Raw genomic sequence first — 16,550 nt, 5'->3', positions numbered from 1 at the left:
GCGCCGCGCGGCCGCGGTGGTGCGCGGGCTCAGCTCTGGCCCTCGGACTCCTCGCCGGAGCCCTCGGACGCCTTCAGCGGGCTCAACAGGACCCAGCCGCCCATCAGGCCGCTGAACACCAGCATGCCCAGGCCTGACCACAGGTTGAGGTTGGCGCCGTCGCGGTGGGCCTCGTCGGGGGGCAGCACGAAGCCCATCACGACCAGGACCGCGCCGTAGATGACGAACAGCAGCGCGATGACCGTCCGGACGTCGAAGGCCTTGACGGATCGTCGCTGACCCGAACCGGAGTCGTCAGCACTCATCGGATTGCCTCCTCGGCAGCGTTTCTAGCGGTTGTCCGCCCGGCGTCGGCTCAGGCGAAGATGAAGTTCAGGGCGATGGTGATCACCAGGACGATGGCCGCCAGCACGGCCGGCCGGCGGTACCACCCGGCGTCCTCGCCGGTGTGGGAGGGGCGGCGCGATTCGCGGGGGGTGAGCGCGTGGACCAGTCCGACGAGCTCGGAGTCGGGCTTGGGCCGGGTGAACAGGCTGACCACGACGCTGACGATGATGTCGACCACGAACGCCGCGCCGGCACCGACGAAGCTCGCACCCTGCGCGGACAGCCCGAGCACGCCCGTCTCACCGAGGATGAACACGGCCACGGCCGCCGCGGTACCGCTGACCAGACCGCTCCAGCCCGCGTGCGGCGTCATCCGCTTCCAGTACATGCCCAGGATGAACGTCGCGAACAGCGGCGCGTTGAAGAACGAGAACAGCTGCTGCAGGTAGTCCATCAGGTTGGAGTAGCTCGAGGCGATGTAGGCGGTGCCCACGGCGCCGACGGTGGCGCCCATGGTCACCCAGCGGCCCATGTTCAGGTAGTAGTGGTCCGGCCGGTCCCGGACGATGTAGGACTGCCAGATGTCGTAGGTGAAGACCGTGTTGAAGGAGCTCAGGTTGGCGGCCATGCCCGCCATGAACGAGGCGAGCAGCCCGGCCAGCGCGATGCCCAGCAGCCCGTTGGGCAGCAGGTCGCGCATCAGCAGCAGGATGGCGTCGTTGTAGGTCACATTGGTCTGCTCGCCGGCCTTGAGCGCTACCATCTCGGAGGCGGCGACGCCCGCGATCATGCCGGGGATGACCACCAGGAACGGGATGAACAGCTTGGGGAACGCGCCGATGATGGGCGTGCGCATCGCCGCCGACATGCTCTTGGAGGCCATGGCGCGCTGGACCTCGACGAAGTTGGTGGTCCAGTAACCGAAGGCCAGGACGAAGCCCAGGCCCAGCACGATGCCGAAGACGCTGAGGATGTCGTTCTCGAAGCCGGTGAGCGCGTTGCCCGGCCACGCCGAGGCCTGCTCGGTACCCAGGTCGGTCTGGCCGAGCTGGTCGACGAGGCCGGACCAGCCGCCGACGCGGTTCAGTCCTGCCAGGGTCAGCGGCAGCAGCGCGGCCACGATGACGAAGAACTGCAGCACCTCGTTGTAGATGGCCGCGGAGAGCCCGCCGAGCGTGATGTAGCTGAGCACGATGACCGCGGCCAGGATCAGCGACAGCCACAGCGGCCAGCCCAGCAGCGCGTCGACGATGGTGGCCAGCAAGAACAGGTTGATGCCGGCGATCAGGATCTGGGCGAGCGCGAAGCTGATGCCGTTGACCAGGTGCGCCGCCTTGCCGAAGCGGCGGTTCATGAACTCGGGGACGCTGCGGACCTTCGAGCCGTAGTAGAACGGCATCATGACCAGGCCCAGGAACAGCATCGCCGGAATGGCGCCGACCCAGAAGTAGTGCATGGTCGCCATGCCGTAGCGGGCGCCGTTGGCCGACATGCCGATGATCTCGATGGCGCCGAGGTTGGCCGCGATGAAGGCCAGACCCGTCACCCAGGCCGGCAGCGACCGCCCGGACAGGAAGAAGTCAAGGCTGGTCGAGACCGAGCGTTTCGCCAGGAAGCCGATGCCCAGCACGAACGCGAAGTACAGCGCGAGCAGGGTGTAGTCGACTGCGTTGGCGTCCAGCCGCAGTGGCTCTTGTGCTAGGGCGATCACTTCGGCCAGTCCTCTCTGAACACGATGGTCCTCGTTCCGTTGGGGGTTGGTCCGCGAGCCCGCCGGCCCGCGACCGGGAAGGGCGCCGGGCTGTGCGGACGGCCCGGCGCCGCCACCCGTGGTCGCGGGCCGGCGGAACCTGCGCGGTATCGGGGGCACTGCCCGCGGTCCACGTGCGGCCGGAAGCGGTGCCGGGCGCGGCGATGCGGCCGGCACCGTGTCGCGGTCGCAGTGGGGCGGGAGCGGCGGACGGCGCGCCTGCTACCCCGATCCCTGTTCAGTTGTCATGCGGTTACCGCCTCAATTTCTCACGAAATCGAACATTAACCCACATTCGATGCGACCATCGTGCACGGGTCCGGGTGTGTCAAGACTGGCACGGCCCTCGTTCGGGCATCGGGTCTGACACGCCAGCTCCACTGCAGGCGGCGGCCCTGAGCCGTCTCGGCGCCACCCCGGGCCGTCGCGTGGTCTGCCGGATCTTGACATGAATGTGTGTAATGTCGTTATCATCCCAACACTTTCCAACACCGTCGCGCGGCGGGTCGGACCTGGTGCGGGAGCCGTCCGGGCTCCGCCGGCGTGCCGCGGCGACCGGGCGACGACGGGGGACGCGATGCTGGCCGCTCAGCGACAGGCACTGATCCTCGAACAGGTACGGCGCTCCGGCGGCGTCCGGGTCACCGAGCTCGTCGAGAGCCTCGACGTCTCCGACATGACGGTGCGGCGCGACCTCGACGCGCTGGAGGCGCGGGGCCTGCTGCGCAAGGTCCACGGCGGTGCGCTGGCCCCGCACAGGCACAGCACCGAGGAACCCGGCTTCGAGGCCAACGCGACCTGCCAGGAGGCCGAGAAGCGGGCCATCGCCGCGGCCGCCGCCCGGCTGGTCGAACCCGGCAGCGCCATCGGCGTCTCCGCGGGCACCACCACCTGCGCCCTCGCCCACCACCTGCGCGAGATCCCCGGACTGACCGTGATCACCAACTGCCTGCGCGTCGCCGACGTCTTCTACCGCTCGCCCCGCTCCGACCAGACCGTCGTACTCGTCGGCGGACTGCGCACGCCCTCCGACGCGCTCGTGGGCCCGCTCGCGGTCGCGGCCGTGCGCAGCCTGCACCTGGACACCCTGCTGCTGGGCGTGCACGGCATCGACCCGCAGGCCGGTCTGACCACGCCCAACCTGATGGAGGGCGAGACCGACCAGGCCCTGGTCGAGGCCGCGCGCAAGCTGATCGTCGTGGCCGACCACACCAAGTGGGAGACCGTGGGCCTGTGCACCATCGCGCCGCTGGAGCGCTGCGACGTGCTGGTCACCGACGCCGGCCTGCATGCGGAGGCGCGCAGACAGGTCTCCGAGCGTGTGGGCGGGCTGATCGTCGCCGAGGAGGTCGAGGAGGCGCGGCCCGAACCGCCGGAGGCGGGCGCCGGAGGCCGGGTCCCCCCGTCCCGCAGGGGAGGCTGAGTCCTGCCGGGTGCGGGCGGGGCGGCTGTGCGGCGCCCCCGTGCTCGCCGGAGGCGGCGGGTCCCGGGGCCCCGGGACCGCGCGGAACCGCTCAGTCGGCCGCTGATCGGGGGGTCCGCGCGCGCCGGCGGTGGGCGCGCCCGCGTGCGCCCGGAAGCGCCACGTGGCCGTTGGTGACCTGGTGGAAGCGCTCCAGACCCGGGCACTGCACCTGCACCAGCGTGGTGCCCAGCTCCAGGCGGCGCAGCACGTGGTAGCCGACCCGGTGGCCCGCTGCCGCCATCCGCGCCACCGCTTCCGCGCGCTGCGCGGCCACTCCCGTGCCCGCCGGCACGGTCTCGTCGGGCGTAGCGACCGGCGGGCACTCGGTGATGCGCTCGGCGAAGTCAAGCTGCGCACAGGCAAGCAGCCTGGGGTGGCCGCTCAGCCGGCGGCTCACCGCCGCCGCGGTGTCGTGCTCGGCCACCACCTCGTCGAAGGTGGGGTACTCGCCGTCGCCGGCACCGTCGCCGGCGGCTCTGCTCCCGGGGGAGTCGCCTTCGCGGGCCGTGTGCTCGTCCACCACCCGCGCCAGCAGCTCACCCTGGACGAACTCGGTCAGCGCCCGCTCGCAGGCGATCCGTCCCGACAGCGAGGCCCCCATGGCGTAGTAGCGCGCGGAGGCACCGGCCGGCTCGGGCGCATAGGCCATGACCACGGGAACACCCAGGTCGGTGGTGAGGTCCAGCAGTGCGACCTCGGAGCCCACCAGGTCGCGGGCGCGCCCCAGCAGGTCCGCGAGCGGGGCGGGCAGTGTGGCCGGGTCGATGCGCCCGGGCATCGGCCCGCGGTCGTAGACCGAGCACAGCAGGAACAGGGAGAAGGCGTCGCGCTCGGCCCATTCGTTGAGCGCATGCAGCAGCGCCTCGTCGCGGGTGGCACCGATGGCGCAGCCGGTGTTGACCGTGTAGGCGACCAGCGGCCGATACTGGGCGGTGTCGCCGAGCGCGGCGCGCCGCCGCGCCATCCCGCCGGTCGGCACCGGGTACCAGGGCGCCCACAGGCACAACGGGGCGGCGAACGGCGCGCCGCCGTCCAGCGGCTCGTAGTCCAGGCAGGCGAGCCGCGCTTCGGGCTGCTCGGCCAGACCGCCGAGCGCGCGGTCCGCGCGGAACGGCCCTTCGGCCAGCTCGGCGGCAGGCCGGCACCGCACGGCCAGGCCGTCCAACGCCACGGGCCCGCTCAGCGCGTGCTCCAGCGCCTCGAAGCGGGCGCCCGTCCGCGCCGGTTCCAGCGGGCCCTTGCCCGAACCCAGTCCATAGGGCACCTCGGTGCCGTCGGCGTAGCGGAGCTCGCACTGCACGGCGGTGGGCTGGGCGGGGTCCAGCACGCGGTGGCGCGCCCGCCAGCCCAGACCCGCGATGTCGCCGAGCACCAGCCGCTCGGCCTCGGCCACGGGCAACTCGCGTTCGCCGGCACCCGACCAGGGCGGCCCGGAGGCCCCGGCGGGCCCGTCCGCCCGGCGCGCGGCCGGGCGGACGGGCGCGGCGATCCAGTCGGACCGCGGCAACGGCCTACTGCTCCGCGGCCTCGTCGAGCTCCTGCACGGCGTCGTCGATCTCGTCGGCGTGGTCGAGCGTGACGTTCCATTCGTAAGCGACACAAGCCATTGTCAGCTCCACAGGGTGTTCGGCTCATGAGGTCTTTCGCGCCCCATGTGTCAACCTTTTGTAGCGGAGGGGGGCCAACCTGTCACCCCCTTGGCCGGAACCGGCGCCTGCGTTCACATCGCGGGCACGGCTTCGACCGGGGCGCCGAGCCGCCGGGTCGCGCGGCCGTGGCAGACTCCCCGCATGTCCGCCACCGACGCCGACCCGGCCCGCCGGGTCGACGACCTGCTCCGCGGCGCGTGGGTGCTCGCCGCGCTGGCGCGCGCAGCCGACACCGGCGACCCGCTCGAACCCGAACTGGGAGAGGCCCTGGGCGCCGCCGGATGCGCCGAGCGCTCCGCAGGCCGCTGGCGGCTGCTGCCGGAGTACCGCTCGCTGGTCGATGCCTCGCGGCCCGCCGGGCGCGCCGCCTTGCCCGACCGCATCGGCCGCATGCTGCACTGGGCCGGCGACGCCGCCGAGGGCCTGCCCGCCGATGCCCGCGAGCACAGCGACGCGGAACTGCGCGACGAGGGCGACGAGTCCGGCCGCCGGTTCACGGCCCTGCTGGACACGCTCGCCGAAGCCGACGGCGCCCTGCGGGACCTGCTGGGCTCGCCCGGGCTGCGCTTTCTGGACGTCGGTACCGGGACCGGTGCCGTCGCCGCGGCCGTGGTCGGGCGCGTGCCGAGCGCCGTCGCTGTCGGCGTGGACCGCGACGCGCGCGTCCTCGGCCTGGCTGCCGAGCGCGTCGAGCGCGGCGGACTCGGCGACCGTGTCCGGCTGCGCCGCCAGGACGCGTCCGAGATCGCCGACTCCGGCGCCTTCGACCTGGCGTGGCTGCCGCTCTCGGTGCTCGCGCCCGGGGCCGCGCGCGCGGCCCTGCCCCGGGTGCGCGCTGCGCTGCGCCCCGGCGGCGTCCTCATCGCAGCCACGGCGCTGAAGGAGGAGTCCCGCGAGGGGCCGGGGACCGGGCACGACGGCGCCGACCGCGACCGGCTCGCCCAGGCCCTGACACGCTGGCGCATGGCCCGCGCCGGCATCGCCGCATGGCCCCCCGGCGAGGCGGCCGACCACCTGCGCGAGGCCGGCTTCACCGCGGTGCGCCGCCCCGGCGCGCACGGCCACCCGGTGGCCGCCCTCCTCGCCTGCGCACCGGAGACCCGGTCGGCCCGACCGCACGACGGGCCGGGGACAGGCGCGGAGAACGGGGCAGGTGACAGGTGAACCGTGACGACTGCGGCCGGTTCCGCGGAACGGGGTGAAGGGCGAGGATCGGCGCCGGGGGCCGCGGAAACGCGCTGGTTCCCCCGCATGAGTGCGACCCTTGGACTCCACGCCGCGCCCGTGCCCGGTGATCCTCTGGGCGCACCGCCTCACCGCGGCGGTCGTGACCGCGGTGCTCCTCGCGCTGCCGCTGTGGCCGGAGTACACGAACGGGGCGTGAAGCCGGGAGCCGGGTTAGCGGCGGTACCGGACCGGCCGGTCGGCGCCGCGGCGTCCCGCGTGCTGCGGGCGCCGGGCGCCTACCGGCGGGCCCTCGCCTCAGGGGCGCGGCTCGGGCGGTTCGGTGCCGGTGCCGCCCGTCCGCTCGGGGGCGTCTTCGGAGCCCTCGGCGCCGCGCAGGTGCGTGCCCACGTCCAGCGCGGCCCGCTCCTCGGCCAGCAGCCGCAGCGCCTCCTCGCGGGTGACGTGGGACCTCGGCGTGACGAGGCTGACCGCCACGCCGGCCACCAGGGCCGCCGCGATCGACGGGATGACCGGGTTGCCCCAGAACTCCGACCACGCCGGAATGTTCTGCACGGCGAGCGCCACCGCCGAACCGCCGACCATCGCGGCCAGCCCGCCCTGCCAGGTGGCCCGCGGCCAGAACTTGCCCAGCAGCGACGCGACGAGCAGGCCGGTCAGCACCGTGGAGATCATCAGCGTGATGTAGTCGATGATCGTGTCGGCGATCAGCGCGCCCGCCAGCGCGAGGACGAGCACGCCCACCAGCGCGATCCGCGAGTAGCGCACCATGTGCTCGGCGCGCGGCAGCCGCCCGGTGACCAGCTGCACCACGTCGCGCAGCAGGATCGTCACACCCGCGACGGCGTCGGAGTCGCCGGAGGACATCGTCGCCGACAGCCCCGCGATCAGCAGGAAGGCGCCCAGCCACACGGGGAAGACGGTGGTCGCCAGCATCGGGAAGGCGGCGTCCGGGTTCGCCAGACCGGGGTCGATCGCGCGGGCGGCGAGCCCGGCCACGGCCGGGAGCACCGCGAAGGCGGCGAACAGCAGCGCCACCCAGCTGAAGCTGCGCCGCACGGTGCCGACGTCGGCCGCGGAGTAGATGCGCTGGCGATAGGACGGAGTGGCCAGCACGCCGACGGCGATGACCAGCGCCAGAGAGAGAGCGGGAAGCGCGCCCAGGGCCTCGATCCCCAGCATGGAGGTCGCCTCCTCGGGAGCGCCCTCCTGGATGCCGCTGAAGCCGCCGGTGTAGACCAGGGAGACGACGGCGAGCACGGTGAAGCCGACGAAGAGGATCGTGCCCTGGAGCGCGTCGGTGACCACCACGGCGAGGTAACCGCCGACAACCGTGTAGAGGCCGAAGCCGAGCGCGACGACGACCTTGGCGAGGGCGGGATCCATGCCGGTGAGGAAGGACAGGTACAGGGCTCCGCCCATGATGTGCGCGCCCAGCCAGCCCACCGAGGCGAGGAGGAGGACGATCGACACCACGGCCTTGATCAGCCGGTTGGCGCCGAAGTAGTAGCTCATCTCCTCGGCGAAGGTCATGAACCCGTGGCGGCGGACGTCGGAGAACAGCCAGACCAGCGCGAGGACTCCGGCAGCGCCGCCGATGCCGTAGAGGGCGCCGGCCCAGCCGTTCTCATAGGCGAAGCCCACCGCGCCCAGGCTGGATCCGGTCCCGACCAGGGTGGCCAGCGTGGTCCCCATGAGCAGGGGGGTGCCGAGCTTGCGCCCGGCCAGCAGGAAGTCCTCGCCGCTGCGGTTGCGGCGGGACACCCACACGCCGATGCCGAGCATGACGATCAGGGTGCCGACGAATGCGATCAGATAGACGGGACTGTTGTCGTTCATTGTTGCCTCCGTTGCCGGAAGCCCGGCCGCGACGGCCGGGGACAGGGGATGGGGAGGGTGCCGCGCGGGGCGGCGGGTGGCGGTCCGGGACCGGGGCGCAGGGCCCGCGGTACGGCGGCCCGCACAGTGGGTGGGTAGTGGGTGGTGAGTGGTGGACGGCCGGTGGCCGGTGGCCGCCGGACCGGGGAACCGGACCGGCGGTGCGTGCGTCCGTTATCCGAGGCCCCGTGCCGCGCACCGCGGCGCGGCGCAGCCGCAGAGGAGCTGAGCGCCCATGGACGCCGGACGGCTGTTCGTCATCGTGCTGATGCTGGTGTTCGCCGGCGTCTTCGCCGCGGTCGTGGTCAAGCCCGAGCTGGTGCCGCGCCGGACGAACCTGCACGGCAAGCCCCGCCTGCGCGCGGCCGTGCTGGCGGGCGACCGCATCACCGCCGCGCTCTTGCTGGCGATGATCCTCTTCGCGCTGTTCTCGCCGAGCACGTGGAACCCGGACGCCTAGCCCGCGGCCGGCCCGCGCCTTCCCGTACGCGACGGCCGGGAAGGCCCGAGGGCCCGCGGGGCCGCGCAGCGCCCGCGGTCCGGCGGCGGGGCACCGGCGGACGACCCCGCGGCTAGGCCGGCCGGTAGAGCACCGCGTCGACCTCGATGGCGAAGCCGGGCAGGTCGGCCTGCAGCGTGGTACGGGCCGGCGGCTCGCCGCCGAAGTACTCCGCGAACAGCTCGTTCATCGCGGCGAAGTCCTCCAGGTCGCGGAGGTAGACGCCCACGCGGACCGCGTCCGCGAGGCTCGCGCCCGCCGCCTCGGCCACCGCCGCGAGATTGTCGAACGTCGCCCGGGCCTGGTCGACGAAGGGCCCCTCGACGAGCGAGCGGTCGAGGCGGTGCGGGGTCGCCCCGGAGAGGTAGACGAAGTCGCCGGCCACCACGGCCGGGGAGTAGGGGCCGCCGGGAGGGGCGGCTTTGGGTGCCTGGATCGTGCGCTTGGCCATGATGGGACGGACCTTTCCGGTGGTGTGCATCGTGTCGTGCGTTGTGCCGTGTGTTGTGTGCCGTGTTGTGCCCCGAGCGCCGTGCGGCACGCGGTCCACGGCGGCGCGCGGTCGGCGGTCGGACGCCGAACCGCAGGTCAGAATAGGGTGCGGACGGCGTCGACCACCCGGTCCCGGGAGTCCAGGACGGGGATCAGCGGCCACTTGTCGAAAACGGTGCAGGCGTGCGACAGGCCGAGCTCGACCACGTCGCCGACCCGCGGCGCCGCCTCGCCCGCGCCCTCATCGACGTCGAGGAAGCCGTGGTGGTCGTTGAGCTCGACCACGCGGACTTCGTCCTCCAGCGGGACCCGCCCGCCGTCGCGCAGGAGGGCGCGGGGGCGGGGCAGGTCGATGTCGAAGGACACGTCGCGCTTGCCGACGCCGAGCAGGGCCCGGCCCGGCTCCGGGCACGAGAGCACCCGGGCGTAGCAGGTCAGCGCCGGCCGCAGCGGATCGGGATCGGCGCCGCTGCGCAGCGGCGACGCGCGCTCCATGAACATGTCGTCGTGGGTGATGTAGCACCCCGAGCGGATGACGGGCCGAAGCGGGCGCGAGAGGTCCGGCAGCGCCGCGAGCGCCTCGGCGGCCAGGTCGGGGTAGGCGCTGCCGCCCGCGGTGACGACGACCTCGTCGGCGGCGGAGAACAGCCCTTCGGCGTCGGCGCGGGCGGTGAACTCGGCCAGGCCGGCCAGCCACGCGCGGACGCGCTCGGGCGCGTCGCCGTCGCGGCGCTGGGGGAGCACCCCCTCGTAGCCTTCGACACCGGCCAGGCGCAGTCGATCGGCGGCCGCGATCCGGCGGGCGAGGTCCAGGGCCTCCTCGGTGCCGCGCACCCCCGTGCGGCGCCCGGACACGCCCAGTTCCAGCAGCACCGCGAGCGGGCGGGGCGCGTCCGCCATCGCGGCCTCCAGCGCCGCCGCCCCGGCGGCGGAGTCGACCAGGCACATCGGGGTGAAGCCGGGGTCGGCCAGCTCTTGCGCCAGCCAGGCGAGCTGAGCCGGTTCGACCACCTCGTTGGCGATCAGGACGCGGCGGGCGCCGAACCGGCGCATCACGCGGGCCTGGGCGACGGTGGCGGCGGTCAGCCCCCACGCCCCCCGGTCCAGTTGTGCCGACCACAGGTGCGGCGACATCGTGGTCTTGCCGTGCGGGGCGAGGTCGGCGCCGCGGTCGGCGCACCAGCGGGCGAAGCGGTCGAGATTGTGGCGCAGCGCGTCCTCGCGCAGCACGACCGCGGGCAGCCACAGGTCGTGGAGCGTAAGCCCGGCCGCGCGCACATCGGCGGCGCTTGCGGGGCTCGCGGGCAGCGACCGGGCCTCGACGGGTTCGGAGTCGAGGGCGGCCAGCTCTCCGGCGGGCAGGCCGGAGGCGGCGAGGGCGGACGGCGGGCCGCCGCGCGGCGGGGCGGATGCGGGTTCGGTCATCGGGTGTGCGGCGCGCCGTCCCGGCCTGCTTCGTGCGGGGCGCGCGCCGCCTCCCTCCCTTCAGGACGGGCTGGTTGTTCGGCGGTCGGCGGCTGCTGTGCGGGTGCGGCGGTCATGCGCCGTCCCGGGGGAAGGGCTCGTCGAAGTCCTCGGGGCGCTCCAGGCGCCGCACCGCCGACCGGGTGCGCCGTACGCGCTCGTCCTCGGCGCCGCTCTGCGCCGGGCTGAGCGGCACCCACGGCGCCGGGGGCTCGGCCGCGCACGGGGGCAGCGGGCGGCCGCCGACGTAGGTCGCCGTGTTGGTGAGCCGGACCGGCGCATCCCGGACGGTGCCGTGCACGTCGACCACGGGGAAGCGGCCCTCCTCCAGGTCGAAGACGGCGATGTCGGCCGCGGCGCCCGGCGTGAGCGTGCCCGCGTCCAGCCCGAGGGCTCGCGCGGGGCGCACGGTCGCGGCCGCGACCGCCTCGGACAGGCCCACCCCGGCGGCCGTCAGCTTGGCCATGACCGTGGGCAGGTCGAACGCGGGGCCGTGCACCGAGCGCGCGTGCAGGTCGGAGGAGGCGGTCGGACGCACCCCCTCGGCCACCTCGGTCTCCAGCACGTCGAACGCCAGGGCGCCGGATCCGTGGCCGAGGTCGAAGACCGCGCCGGCGTCCAGGGCGCGGCGCGCGGGGTCGGTCAGGCGGCCGCCGGAGACCAGGTCCGAGGGGCAGCCGGAGGCGCAGTGGGTGAGGATGTCGCCTTCGGCCAGCACGGGCGCGATGTCGGCGATCGTCGGCGGCCCGTAGCCGACGTGCACCATCAGCGGGCGCTCCAGCCGCCGGGCGAGCGCGGCGGCGCGGTGCAGCGGCTCCAGGCCGTGCCGGCCGACCGTTCGGGCGTCGATGCGCGCCTTGACCCCGCGCACGAAGTCGCCGTGGCGGGCGGCGACCGCGGCCGCGGTGTCGATGTCGAGGTTGTCCAGCGCGTGGTGCTCGCCGGTCTCGGCCACCAGGCCGAGGGCCGAGACGTTGATCAGCGCGTGTACGCGCACCCGCGCCGGTTCGGCGGCGAACCGGCGCAGGCCGTCCATGCTGTAGGCGCCGGCGGAGCCCGCGTCGACCCAGGTGGTGACGCCGGTGCGCCAGGCGACCGGATCGGGGTCGACGCCCCAGTAGGTGGCGCCGTGCCAGACGTGGGTGTGCATGTCGACCAGGCCGGGCGTTACCAGGCGGCCGTCGGCGTCGACGACCTCGGCCGCCGCGTCGGCGGCGGGTGCCGGGCCGCTGCCGGCGCCGTGCGGCCGCACCTCGGCGATGCGGCCACCGCGGACGGCGACGTCGGCGACCGCGTCGAGTCCTGACGCGGGGTCGACGACGCGGCCTCCGCGCAGCAGCAGATCCCACATTCCCGCCTCCGAGAGCCGATCGGTGTCGCAGTGACTGCGCCGGGGTGTGTTGCGGCCTGCGCAGCAATGTTGCGTATGTGTCAGCAAGTGCTTAGCATTTCGCCGAGACAATGGTCAACAAGCGGCGGTTCAAAAACGGCCGACGGGGAGGTCCCGCGTGAGCAGTGATCACCAGCCGGAGGCAGGGGCCGCGCCCGGCGGCGCCGAGGCGGTGTGCGTCGGGGAGACCATGGCGCTGCTGGTGCCCGAGCCCGGTACGCCCGAGCCCGGCACCTCCCGGTTGCTGGGCGATCCCGCACCCGGCTACCGGCTGGAGATCGGCGGTGCGGAGTCCAACGTCGCGGTCTATCTGGCCCGGGCGGGCCACCGCGTCGCCTGGCACAGCGCCCTGGGCGACGACCCGTTCGGCCGCCACGTGCTGGCGCGGCTCGGGGCCGAGGGCGTGCACTGCGCCGTGCGCACCGACCCGCAGCGCCGCACCGGCCTCTACGTCAAGGAGCCCGACGGCGCCGGCGGCACGCGCGTGCGCTACTACCGCACCGACTCGGCCGCCTCGGCCCTCGGCGCCGCCGACGCCGCGCGGGTGCGCGCCGCGCAGCCGCGGCTGGTGCACACCACGGGGATCACGGCCGTGCTCTCCGACAGCTGCCGCGAGCTGGTCGACGGCCTGCTGGACGGGCTGATGCCGGGTACCCTGCGCAGCTTCGACGTCAACTACCGGCCCGCCCTGCACGGGCCCGCCGAGGCGGAGCTCGTGCTCCAGGCGGCACGCCGCGCCGACGTGGTGTTCTGCGGCCTCGACGAGGCGGCCGCGCTGTGGGGCGCGACCGAACCCCACGAGGTGCGCGACCTCCTGGACGGTCCCGGTGGCGACCGCGGCGGCGGGACCCGCGGCGGCCCCGGCCTGGTGGTCGTCAAGCAGGGAGGGCGGGGAGCGACCGCTTTCCGCGGTGGCGAATACTGGTACGAGCCCGCGCCGGCGGTCACCGTCGTCGAGCCCACCGGCGCCGGCGACGCCTTCGCGGCGGGCGTGCTGCACGGACTGCTCACGGGAGCGGGGGTGCAGGAGTGCCTGGCCGGGGGAGCGCGGCTGGCCGGAGCGGTGCTGCTGGTGCCCGGCGACATCCCGCCGCGGTCGGACACCGGTGACGGCGGGTTGGCGGAGGGCGGCGACGGGGTGTCGTCGGCAGGTGGCGGGTTGTCGGCAGAAGGCGGTGCCGAGCAGGGGTTGTCGCCGCAGTGGGACCGCGCGGCCCGTGGGGCGAAAGCGCGGCCGAGCGAGTAAGGAAGGGGCCCGGATGTCCAGCAGTGTGGAACGAGCCCTGCGAATACTCGTCGAGCTGGCCTCGGGGCCGGCGACCATCAGCGACCTCGGACGGCGGCTGGACGTGCACCGCACGACGTCCCTGCGCCTGCTGCGCACGCTGGAGGAGGAGCGGTTCGTGCGGCGCATGGAGGACGGCCGCTACCGGATCGGACCGCGCATGACCAGCCTCGCGCAGGTCGCGCTGGAGGGCTTGGACGTGCGCGCCGCGGCGGCCGGCCACCTGCGTGAGCTGGGCACCGCTTGCGGGCACACCGTGCACCTGGCGGCGCGCGAGGGCCGCGCCATGGTCTACCTGGACAAGGTGGAGTCGAGCCACGCGGTGCGCATGTACTCCCGCATCGGAGCCCCCGCTCCGCTGCACGCGACGGGCGTGGGCAAGGCGGTCCTGGCCGCGATGCCGCAAGACGAGCGCGACGGGCTGCTGGGCGAGCCGCCCTACGACCGCTGCACCCCCAACACCCGCACGACCCGCGAAGAGCTGGCCGCCGACCTCGCCGAGGTCGCCGATCGGGGATGGGCACTCGACGACTTCGAGCACGAGGAGTTCATCCACTGCGTGGCCGCCCCGATCCGCGACGCCGCGGGAACGGTCACGGCGGCGGTCTCGGTCTCGGCGCCGAACATGGTCCTCGACCGTCCGCAGCTTCTTGATCTGGTACGGCCCTTGCAGCGGACCGCCGCCGCCATCAGCGAGGAACTGGGGTGGAGCCCCGACGTGAGCGGCTCGGGCGCGCACTGAGCCCTCAGCCGAGCAGCCGTGCGCGCAGCGCCGCAATGTGGGCGCCGAACACCCCGGCCAACCGGCCTATCCCACGTGGCCGCGGCGCCGACCTCGGCGAGAGAGGGCAGGAGCATGGCGACCAGCCCATGCGGTCGCGCCCCGCGGCGCCGTGGAAGAGCACGTCCCGGGGCGCTGCGGCCGAGAGTCGAAGACCGCGCCGCAGCGGGTCGCGCCGCCGCTGCGCGTCGGCAGCCGGCTGAGACCGCGCGTTTTGTGGAAGCCGTGCCAGTAGGCGCGTCCACGTGTCCGGTCCACGTGTCCGATGGTGCCCCGCGCGACGGGGTCGGTGAGGGTGGTGGGTGGCTCAGCCCGCGGGGATCGGTTCGGGTGCTTGCTGGTTGAGCAGGCGACGAGGGCGGCGAGGGCGGTGCACGTCGCGGCCGCGCCCGGGCGGATGGGCGCGGCCGCGACGTGGGCTGGGCCCCGGTACCGGCGGGAGCCTCAGGGCAGGCGGAGCTCGCCGTCGATGCGGCGGGGGATGCCGAGAGGATTGCCGTCGCGCAGGGCCTCGGGCAGGTGGTGCTGGGGGATCTGCTGGTAGCACACCGGCCGCAGGAAGCGGCGGATCGCCGTGCTGCCCACCGATGTGTGCAGCACCGACGTGGTCGCGGGGTAGGGGCCGCCGTGGTGCATGGCGTGGGTGACCGAGACCCCGGTGGGCCAGCCGTTCCACAGCACGCGGCCCGCGCGGCGGCGCAGGCGGTCCAGCAGCGGCCCCGACTGGTCGTCGCTGTCCTCGCCGTGCACGGTGGCGGTGAGCTGGCCCGGCAGGGCGTCGGCGACGCCGAGCGCCTCGGCTGGGTCGGTGTAGGTGACCACCAGCGAGACCGGGCCGAAGCGCTCCTCCAGCAGGTCCTCGGAGTTCTCCAGGAACCGCGTGGCCGTGGTGCGCACCAGCGACGGCGTCCACACCGACGTCCCGTCCGCGTCGTCGTGCCGGCCGCCCTCGACCAGGACCTCGACCGCGTCGTGGCCGGCCAGCGACCGGTAGCCCTCGGCGTAGCCGTGCTCGATCCGCTCGTTGAGCATCGGCGCGCCCGGGCGCTCCCGGACGGACTCGGCCAGGGAGTCCATCGGGGTCCCCTCGGGCACCAGCAGTACGCCTGGCTTGGTGCAGAACTGGCCCGTGCCCAGGGTGAACGAGTCGGCGTAGCCGCTGAGGATCTCGTCGGCGCGCGCCTTTGCCGCTGCGCGGGTGACGAAGACGGGGTTGAGGCTGCCCAGCTCGCCGTAGAAGGGGATCGGGTCGGGACGGCCGACCGCGAGGTCGTGCAGCGCCCGGCCGCCGGGGATCGACCCGGTGAACCCGACGGCGCGGGTGAGCGGGTGCAGCACCGCGCTGCGGCCGGTCTCCTGGCCGAGGACCACGGAGAAGACGCCGTCGGGCGCGCCGGCGGCGCGCAGCGCGGCCGTGACGACCTCGCCGGTGCGCACCGACAGCTCCGGGTGGCCGGGGTGGGCCTTGACGACGACGGGGTTGCCCGCAGCCAGGGCCGAGGCGCTGTCGCCGCCGATCACGCTGAAGGCGAAGGGGAAGTTGCTGGCGCCGAACACCACCACCGGTCCCAGCGGCTCCAGGATGCGGCGCACGTCGGGCCGCGGGCCCACCGGCCATTCGGGGTCGGGGTGGTCGACGGCGGCCTCCAGGTAGGCGCCGTCCTCCAGCACCTCGGCGAACAGCCGCAGCTGGAACGTCGTGCGTGCCAGCTCGCCTTTGAGCCGTGCCTCGGGCAGGCGGCTCTCGCGCCGGGCGATCGGCACGAGATCGTCGGCCGCCGCGTCGACGGCGTCGCCGACGGCGCGCAGCATGGCGGCGCGCTCGCGCGGTGCCAGGGCGCCGAACGCCTCGGCCGCCTCGGCCGCGGACTCCAGGATGCGGTCCAGCTCCGCGTCGGTGGTGTCACGAATACCGGTCTGGGTCATCGTCTGCTTCCTCGCGTTGGCGTGCGGTCGGATGGAATGCGCTTTCCGTTGTTGTTCCTACCACGGCTGCGCCGCGACCGGGGCGACCGGAGCCGTCCCGTTCACGCCCGGCCCGCCCGGGACCGCAGGGCGGCCGGCGGCGTCGGGGGACCGATCGGCGGGCGCCTCCTCATCCCGGCCTGCCCCGCTGTCGGCCCCGTCACCCGTGCGCCCGCTGACCGGGGGTTTGTCGCCGATCGCCATTCTGCCGCGCGGGGCGCCGAGAGCGGCAGGCGGCCTGCGGGAGCCCCGCTCCCGCCGCGTCGTCGGAGCCCCGGCGGGGCGCGGTGCGCAGCCGCCGGTCGGGGCCGGTCGGGCAGGTCAGGCCGGTCGGGCAGGTGGGCGCAGGCTCGCCGGTGGCGACGCTGCACGAGTATGCCGCACCCCGCTGGGCCCGCCGGGCGGGGGCACCCGTCGGGC

At 74.5% G+C, this 16,550-nt stretch carries 13 protein-coding genes; 5 read left to right on the top strand and 8 right to left on the bottom strand.

All coding sequences use genetic code 11. The features are described 5' to 3' along the window. Window positions 1-29: 29 nt before the first annotated feature. Entirely contained in the window at window positions 30-305 is a 276-nt protein-coding gene (locus tag ABD284_RS22590; protein WP_344147247.1) for a hypothetical protein, read from the bottom strand. Window positions 306-355: 50 nt separating this feature from the next. Continuing rightward, a complete protein-coding gene (locus tag ABD284_RS22585; protein WP_344147244.1) occupies window positions 356-2,038 on the bottom strand; it encodes a sodium:solute symporter family protein in 1,683 nt (560 codons plus the stop codon). 616 nt (window positions 2,039-2,654) lie between these two features. Between ABD284_RS22585 and ABD284_RS22580 the strand changes: the two genes are divergently transcribed. Further along, complete coding sequence (locus ABD284_RS22580) at window positions 2,655-3,500, top strand: DeoR/GlpR family DNA-binding transcription regulator (RefSeq protein WP_344147241.1); 846 nt, start codon at window positions 2,655-2,657, stop codon at window positions 3,498-3,500. Window positions 3,501-3,591: 91 nt separating this feature from the next. Here the strand turns inward: ABD284_RS22580 and ABD284_RS22575 are convergent, their stop codons facing one another. Then, window positions 3,592-5,049 (bottom strand): YcaO-like family protein, encoded by a 1,458-nt coding sequence (locus ABD284_RS22575; RefSeq protein WP_344147239.1) that lies wholly within the window; start codon window positions 5,047-5,049, stop codon window positions 3,592-3,594. 283 nt (window positions 5,050-5,332) lie between these two features. Here ABD284_RS22575 and ABD284_RS22570 point away from each other — a divergent pair, with 283 nt between their 5' ends. Continuing rightward, the gene (locus ABD284_RS22570) at window positions 5,333-6,355 is read left to right on the top strand and encodes a methyltransferase domain-containing protein (protein WP_344147237.1); all 1,023 of its coding nucleotides are present in this window, start codon (window positions 5,333-5,335) and stop codon (window positions 6,353-6,355) included. 318 nt (window positions 6,356-6,673) lie between these two features. Here ABD284_RS22570 and ABD284_RS22565 read toward each other — a convergent pair whose 3' ends face one another. After that, complete coding sequence (locus ABD284_RS22565; protein ID WP_344147234.1) at window positions 6,674-8,215, bottom strand: sodium:solute symporter family protein; 1,542 nt, start codon at window positions 8,213-8,215, stop codon at window positions 6,674-6,676. A 274-nt stretch (window positions 8,216-8,489) separates the two neighbouring features. Between ABD284_RS22565 and ABD284_RS22560 the strand changes: the two genes are divergently transcribed. After that, a complete protein-coding gene (locus ABD284_RS22560) occupies window positions 8,490-8,714 on the top strand; it encodes a hypothetical protein (protein WP_344147231.1) in 225 nt (74 codons plus the stop codon). Window positions 8,715-8,826: 112 nt separating this feature from the next. On the opposite strand, the gene ABD284_RS22555 is transcribed toward ABD284_RS22560, so the two are convergent. The 3 genes from ABD284_RS22555 to ABD284_RS22545 all read right to left on the bottom strand — a co-directional run bounded on the left by ABD284_RS22555 (window position 8,827) and on the right by ABD284_RS22545 (window position 12,060). Then, window positions 8,827-9,204 (bottom strand): RidA family protein, encoded by a 378-nt coding sequence (locus ABD284_RS22555; RefSeq protein WP_344147443.1) that lies wholly within the window; start codon window positions 9,202-9,204, stop codon window positions 8,827-8,829. 137 nt (window positions 9,205-9,341) lie between these two features. Beyond that, window positions 9,342-10,670: an alanine racemase gene (locus ABD284_RS22550; protein ID WP_344147228.1), complete on the bottom strand. Its 1,329-nt coding sequence runs from the start codon at window positions 10,668-10,670 to the stop codon at window positions 9,342-9,344. Between the two features lie 112 nt (window positions 10,671-10,782). Continuing rightward, window positions 10,783-12,060, bottom strand: a complete 1,278-nt coding sequence (locus ABD284_RS22545; RefSeq protein ID WP_344147225.1) for an amidohydrolase family protein — start codon at window positions 12,058-12,060, stop codon at window positions 10,783-10,785. Between the two features lie 157 nt (window positions 12,061-12,217). Between ABD284_RS22545 and ABD284_RS22540 the strand changes: the two genes are divergently transcribed. After that, complete coding sequence (locus ABD284_RS22540) at window positions 12,218-13,345, top strand: sugar kinase (protein ID WP_344147222.1); 1,128 nt, start codon at window positions 12,218-12,220, stop codon at window positions 13,343-13,345. Window positions 13,346-13,358: 13 nt separating this feature from the next. Beyond that, window positions 13,359-14,126 (top strand): IclR family transcriptional regulator, encoded by a 768-nt coding sequence (locus ABD284_RS22535; protein ID WP_344147219.1) that lies wholly within the window; start codon window positions 13,359-13,361, stop codon window positions 14,124-14,126. 483 nt (window positions 14,127-14,609) lie between these two features. On the opposite strand, the gene ABD284_RS22530 is transcribed toward ABD284_RS22535, so the two are convergent. Continuing rightward, window positions 14,610-16,091, bottom strand: a complete 1,482-nt coding sequence (locus ABD284_RS22530) for an aldehyde dehydrogenase (NADP(+)) (protein ID WP_344147216.1) — start codon at window positions 16,089-16,091, stop codon at window positions 14,610-14,612. Window positions 16,092-16,550: the final 459 nt, after the last annotated feature.

The sequence above is a fragment of the Streptomonospora arabica genome (assembly GCF_039531585.1).
Classification (GTDB): Bacteria; Actinomycetota; Actinomycetes; order Streptosporangiales; family Streptosporangiaceae; genus Streptomonospora; species Streptomonospora halophila.
This window is presented reverse-complemented; position numbering and strand designations above follow the sequence as displayed.

Excerpts from the sequence above, each read along its gene's own strand:
- ABD284_RS22590 (WP_344147247.1), bottom strand. The coding sequence starts at position 305 with ATGAGTGCTGACGACTCCGGTTCGGGTCAGCGACGATCCGTCAAGGCC.
- ABD284_RS22535 (WP_344147219.1), top strand. The coding sequence starts at position 13,359 with ATGTCCAGCAGTGTGGAACGAGCCCTGCGAATACTCGTCGAGCTGGCC.
- ABD284_RS22560 (WP_344147231.1), top strand. The coding sequence starts at position 8,490 with ATGGACGCCGGACGGCTGTTCGTCATCGTGCTGATGCTGGTGTTCGCC.
- ABD284_RS22555 (WP_344147443.1), bottom strand. The coding sequence starts at position 9,204 with ATGGCCAAGCGCACGATCCAGGCACCCAAAGCCGCCCCTCCCGGCGGC.
- ABD284_RS22545 (WP_344147225.1), bottom strand. The coding sequence starts at position 12,060 with ATGTGGGATCTGCTGCTGCGCGGAGGCCGCGTCGTCGACCCCGCGTCA.
- ABD284_RS22570 (WP_344147237.1), top strand. The coding sequence starts at position 5,333 with ATGTCCGCCACCGACGCCGACCCGGCCCGCCGGGTCGACGACCTGCTC.
- ABD284_RS22580 (WP_344147241.1), top strand. The coding sequence starts at position 2,655 with ATGCTGGCCGCTCAGCGACAGGCACTGATCCTCGAACAGGTACGGCGC.
- ABD284_RS22565 (WP_344147234.1), bottom strand. The coding sequence starts at position 8,215 with ATGAACGACAACAGTCCCGTCTATCTGATCGCATTCGTCGGCACCCTG.
- ABD284_RS22530 (WP_344147216.1), bottom strand. The coding sequence starts at position 16,091 with ATGACCCAGACCGGTATTCGTGACACCACCGACGCGGAGCTGGACCGC.
- ABD284_RS22550 (WP_344147228.1), bottom strand. The coding sequence starts at position 10,670 with ATGACCGAACCCGCATCCGCCCCGCCGCGCGGCGGCCCGCCGTCCGCC.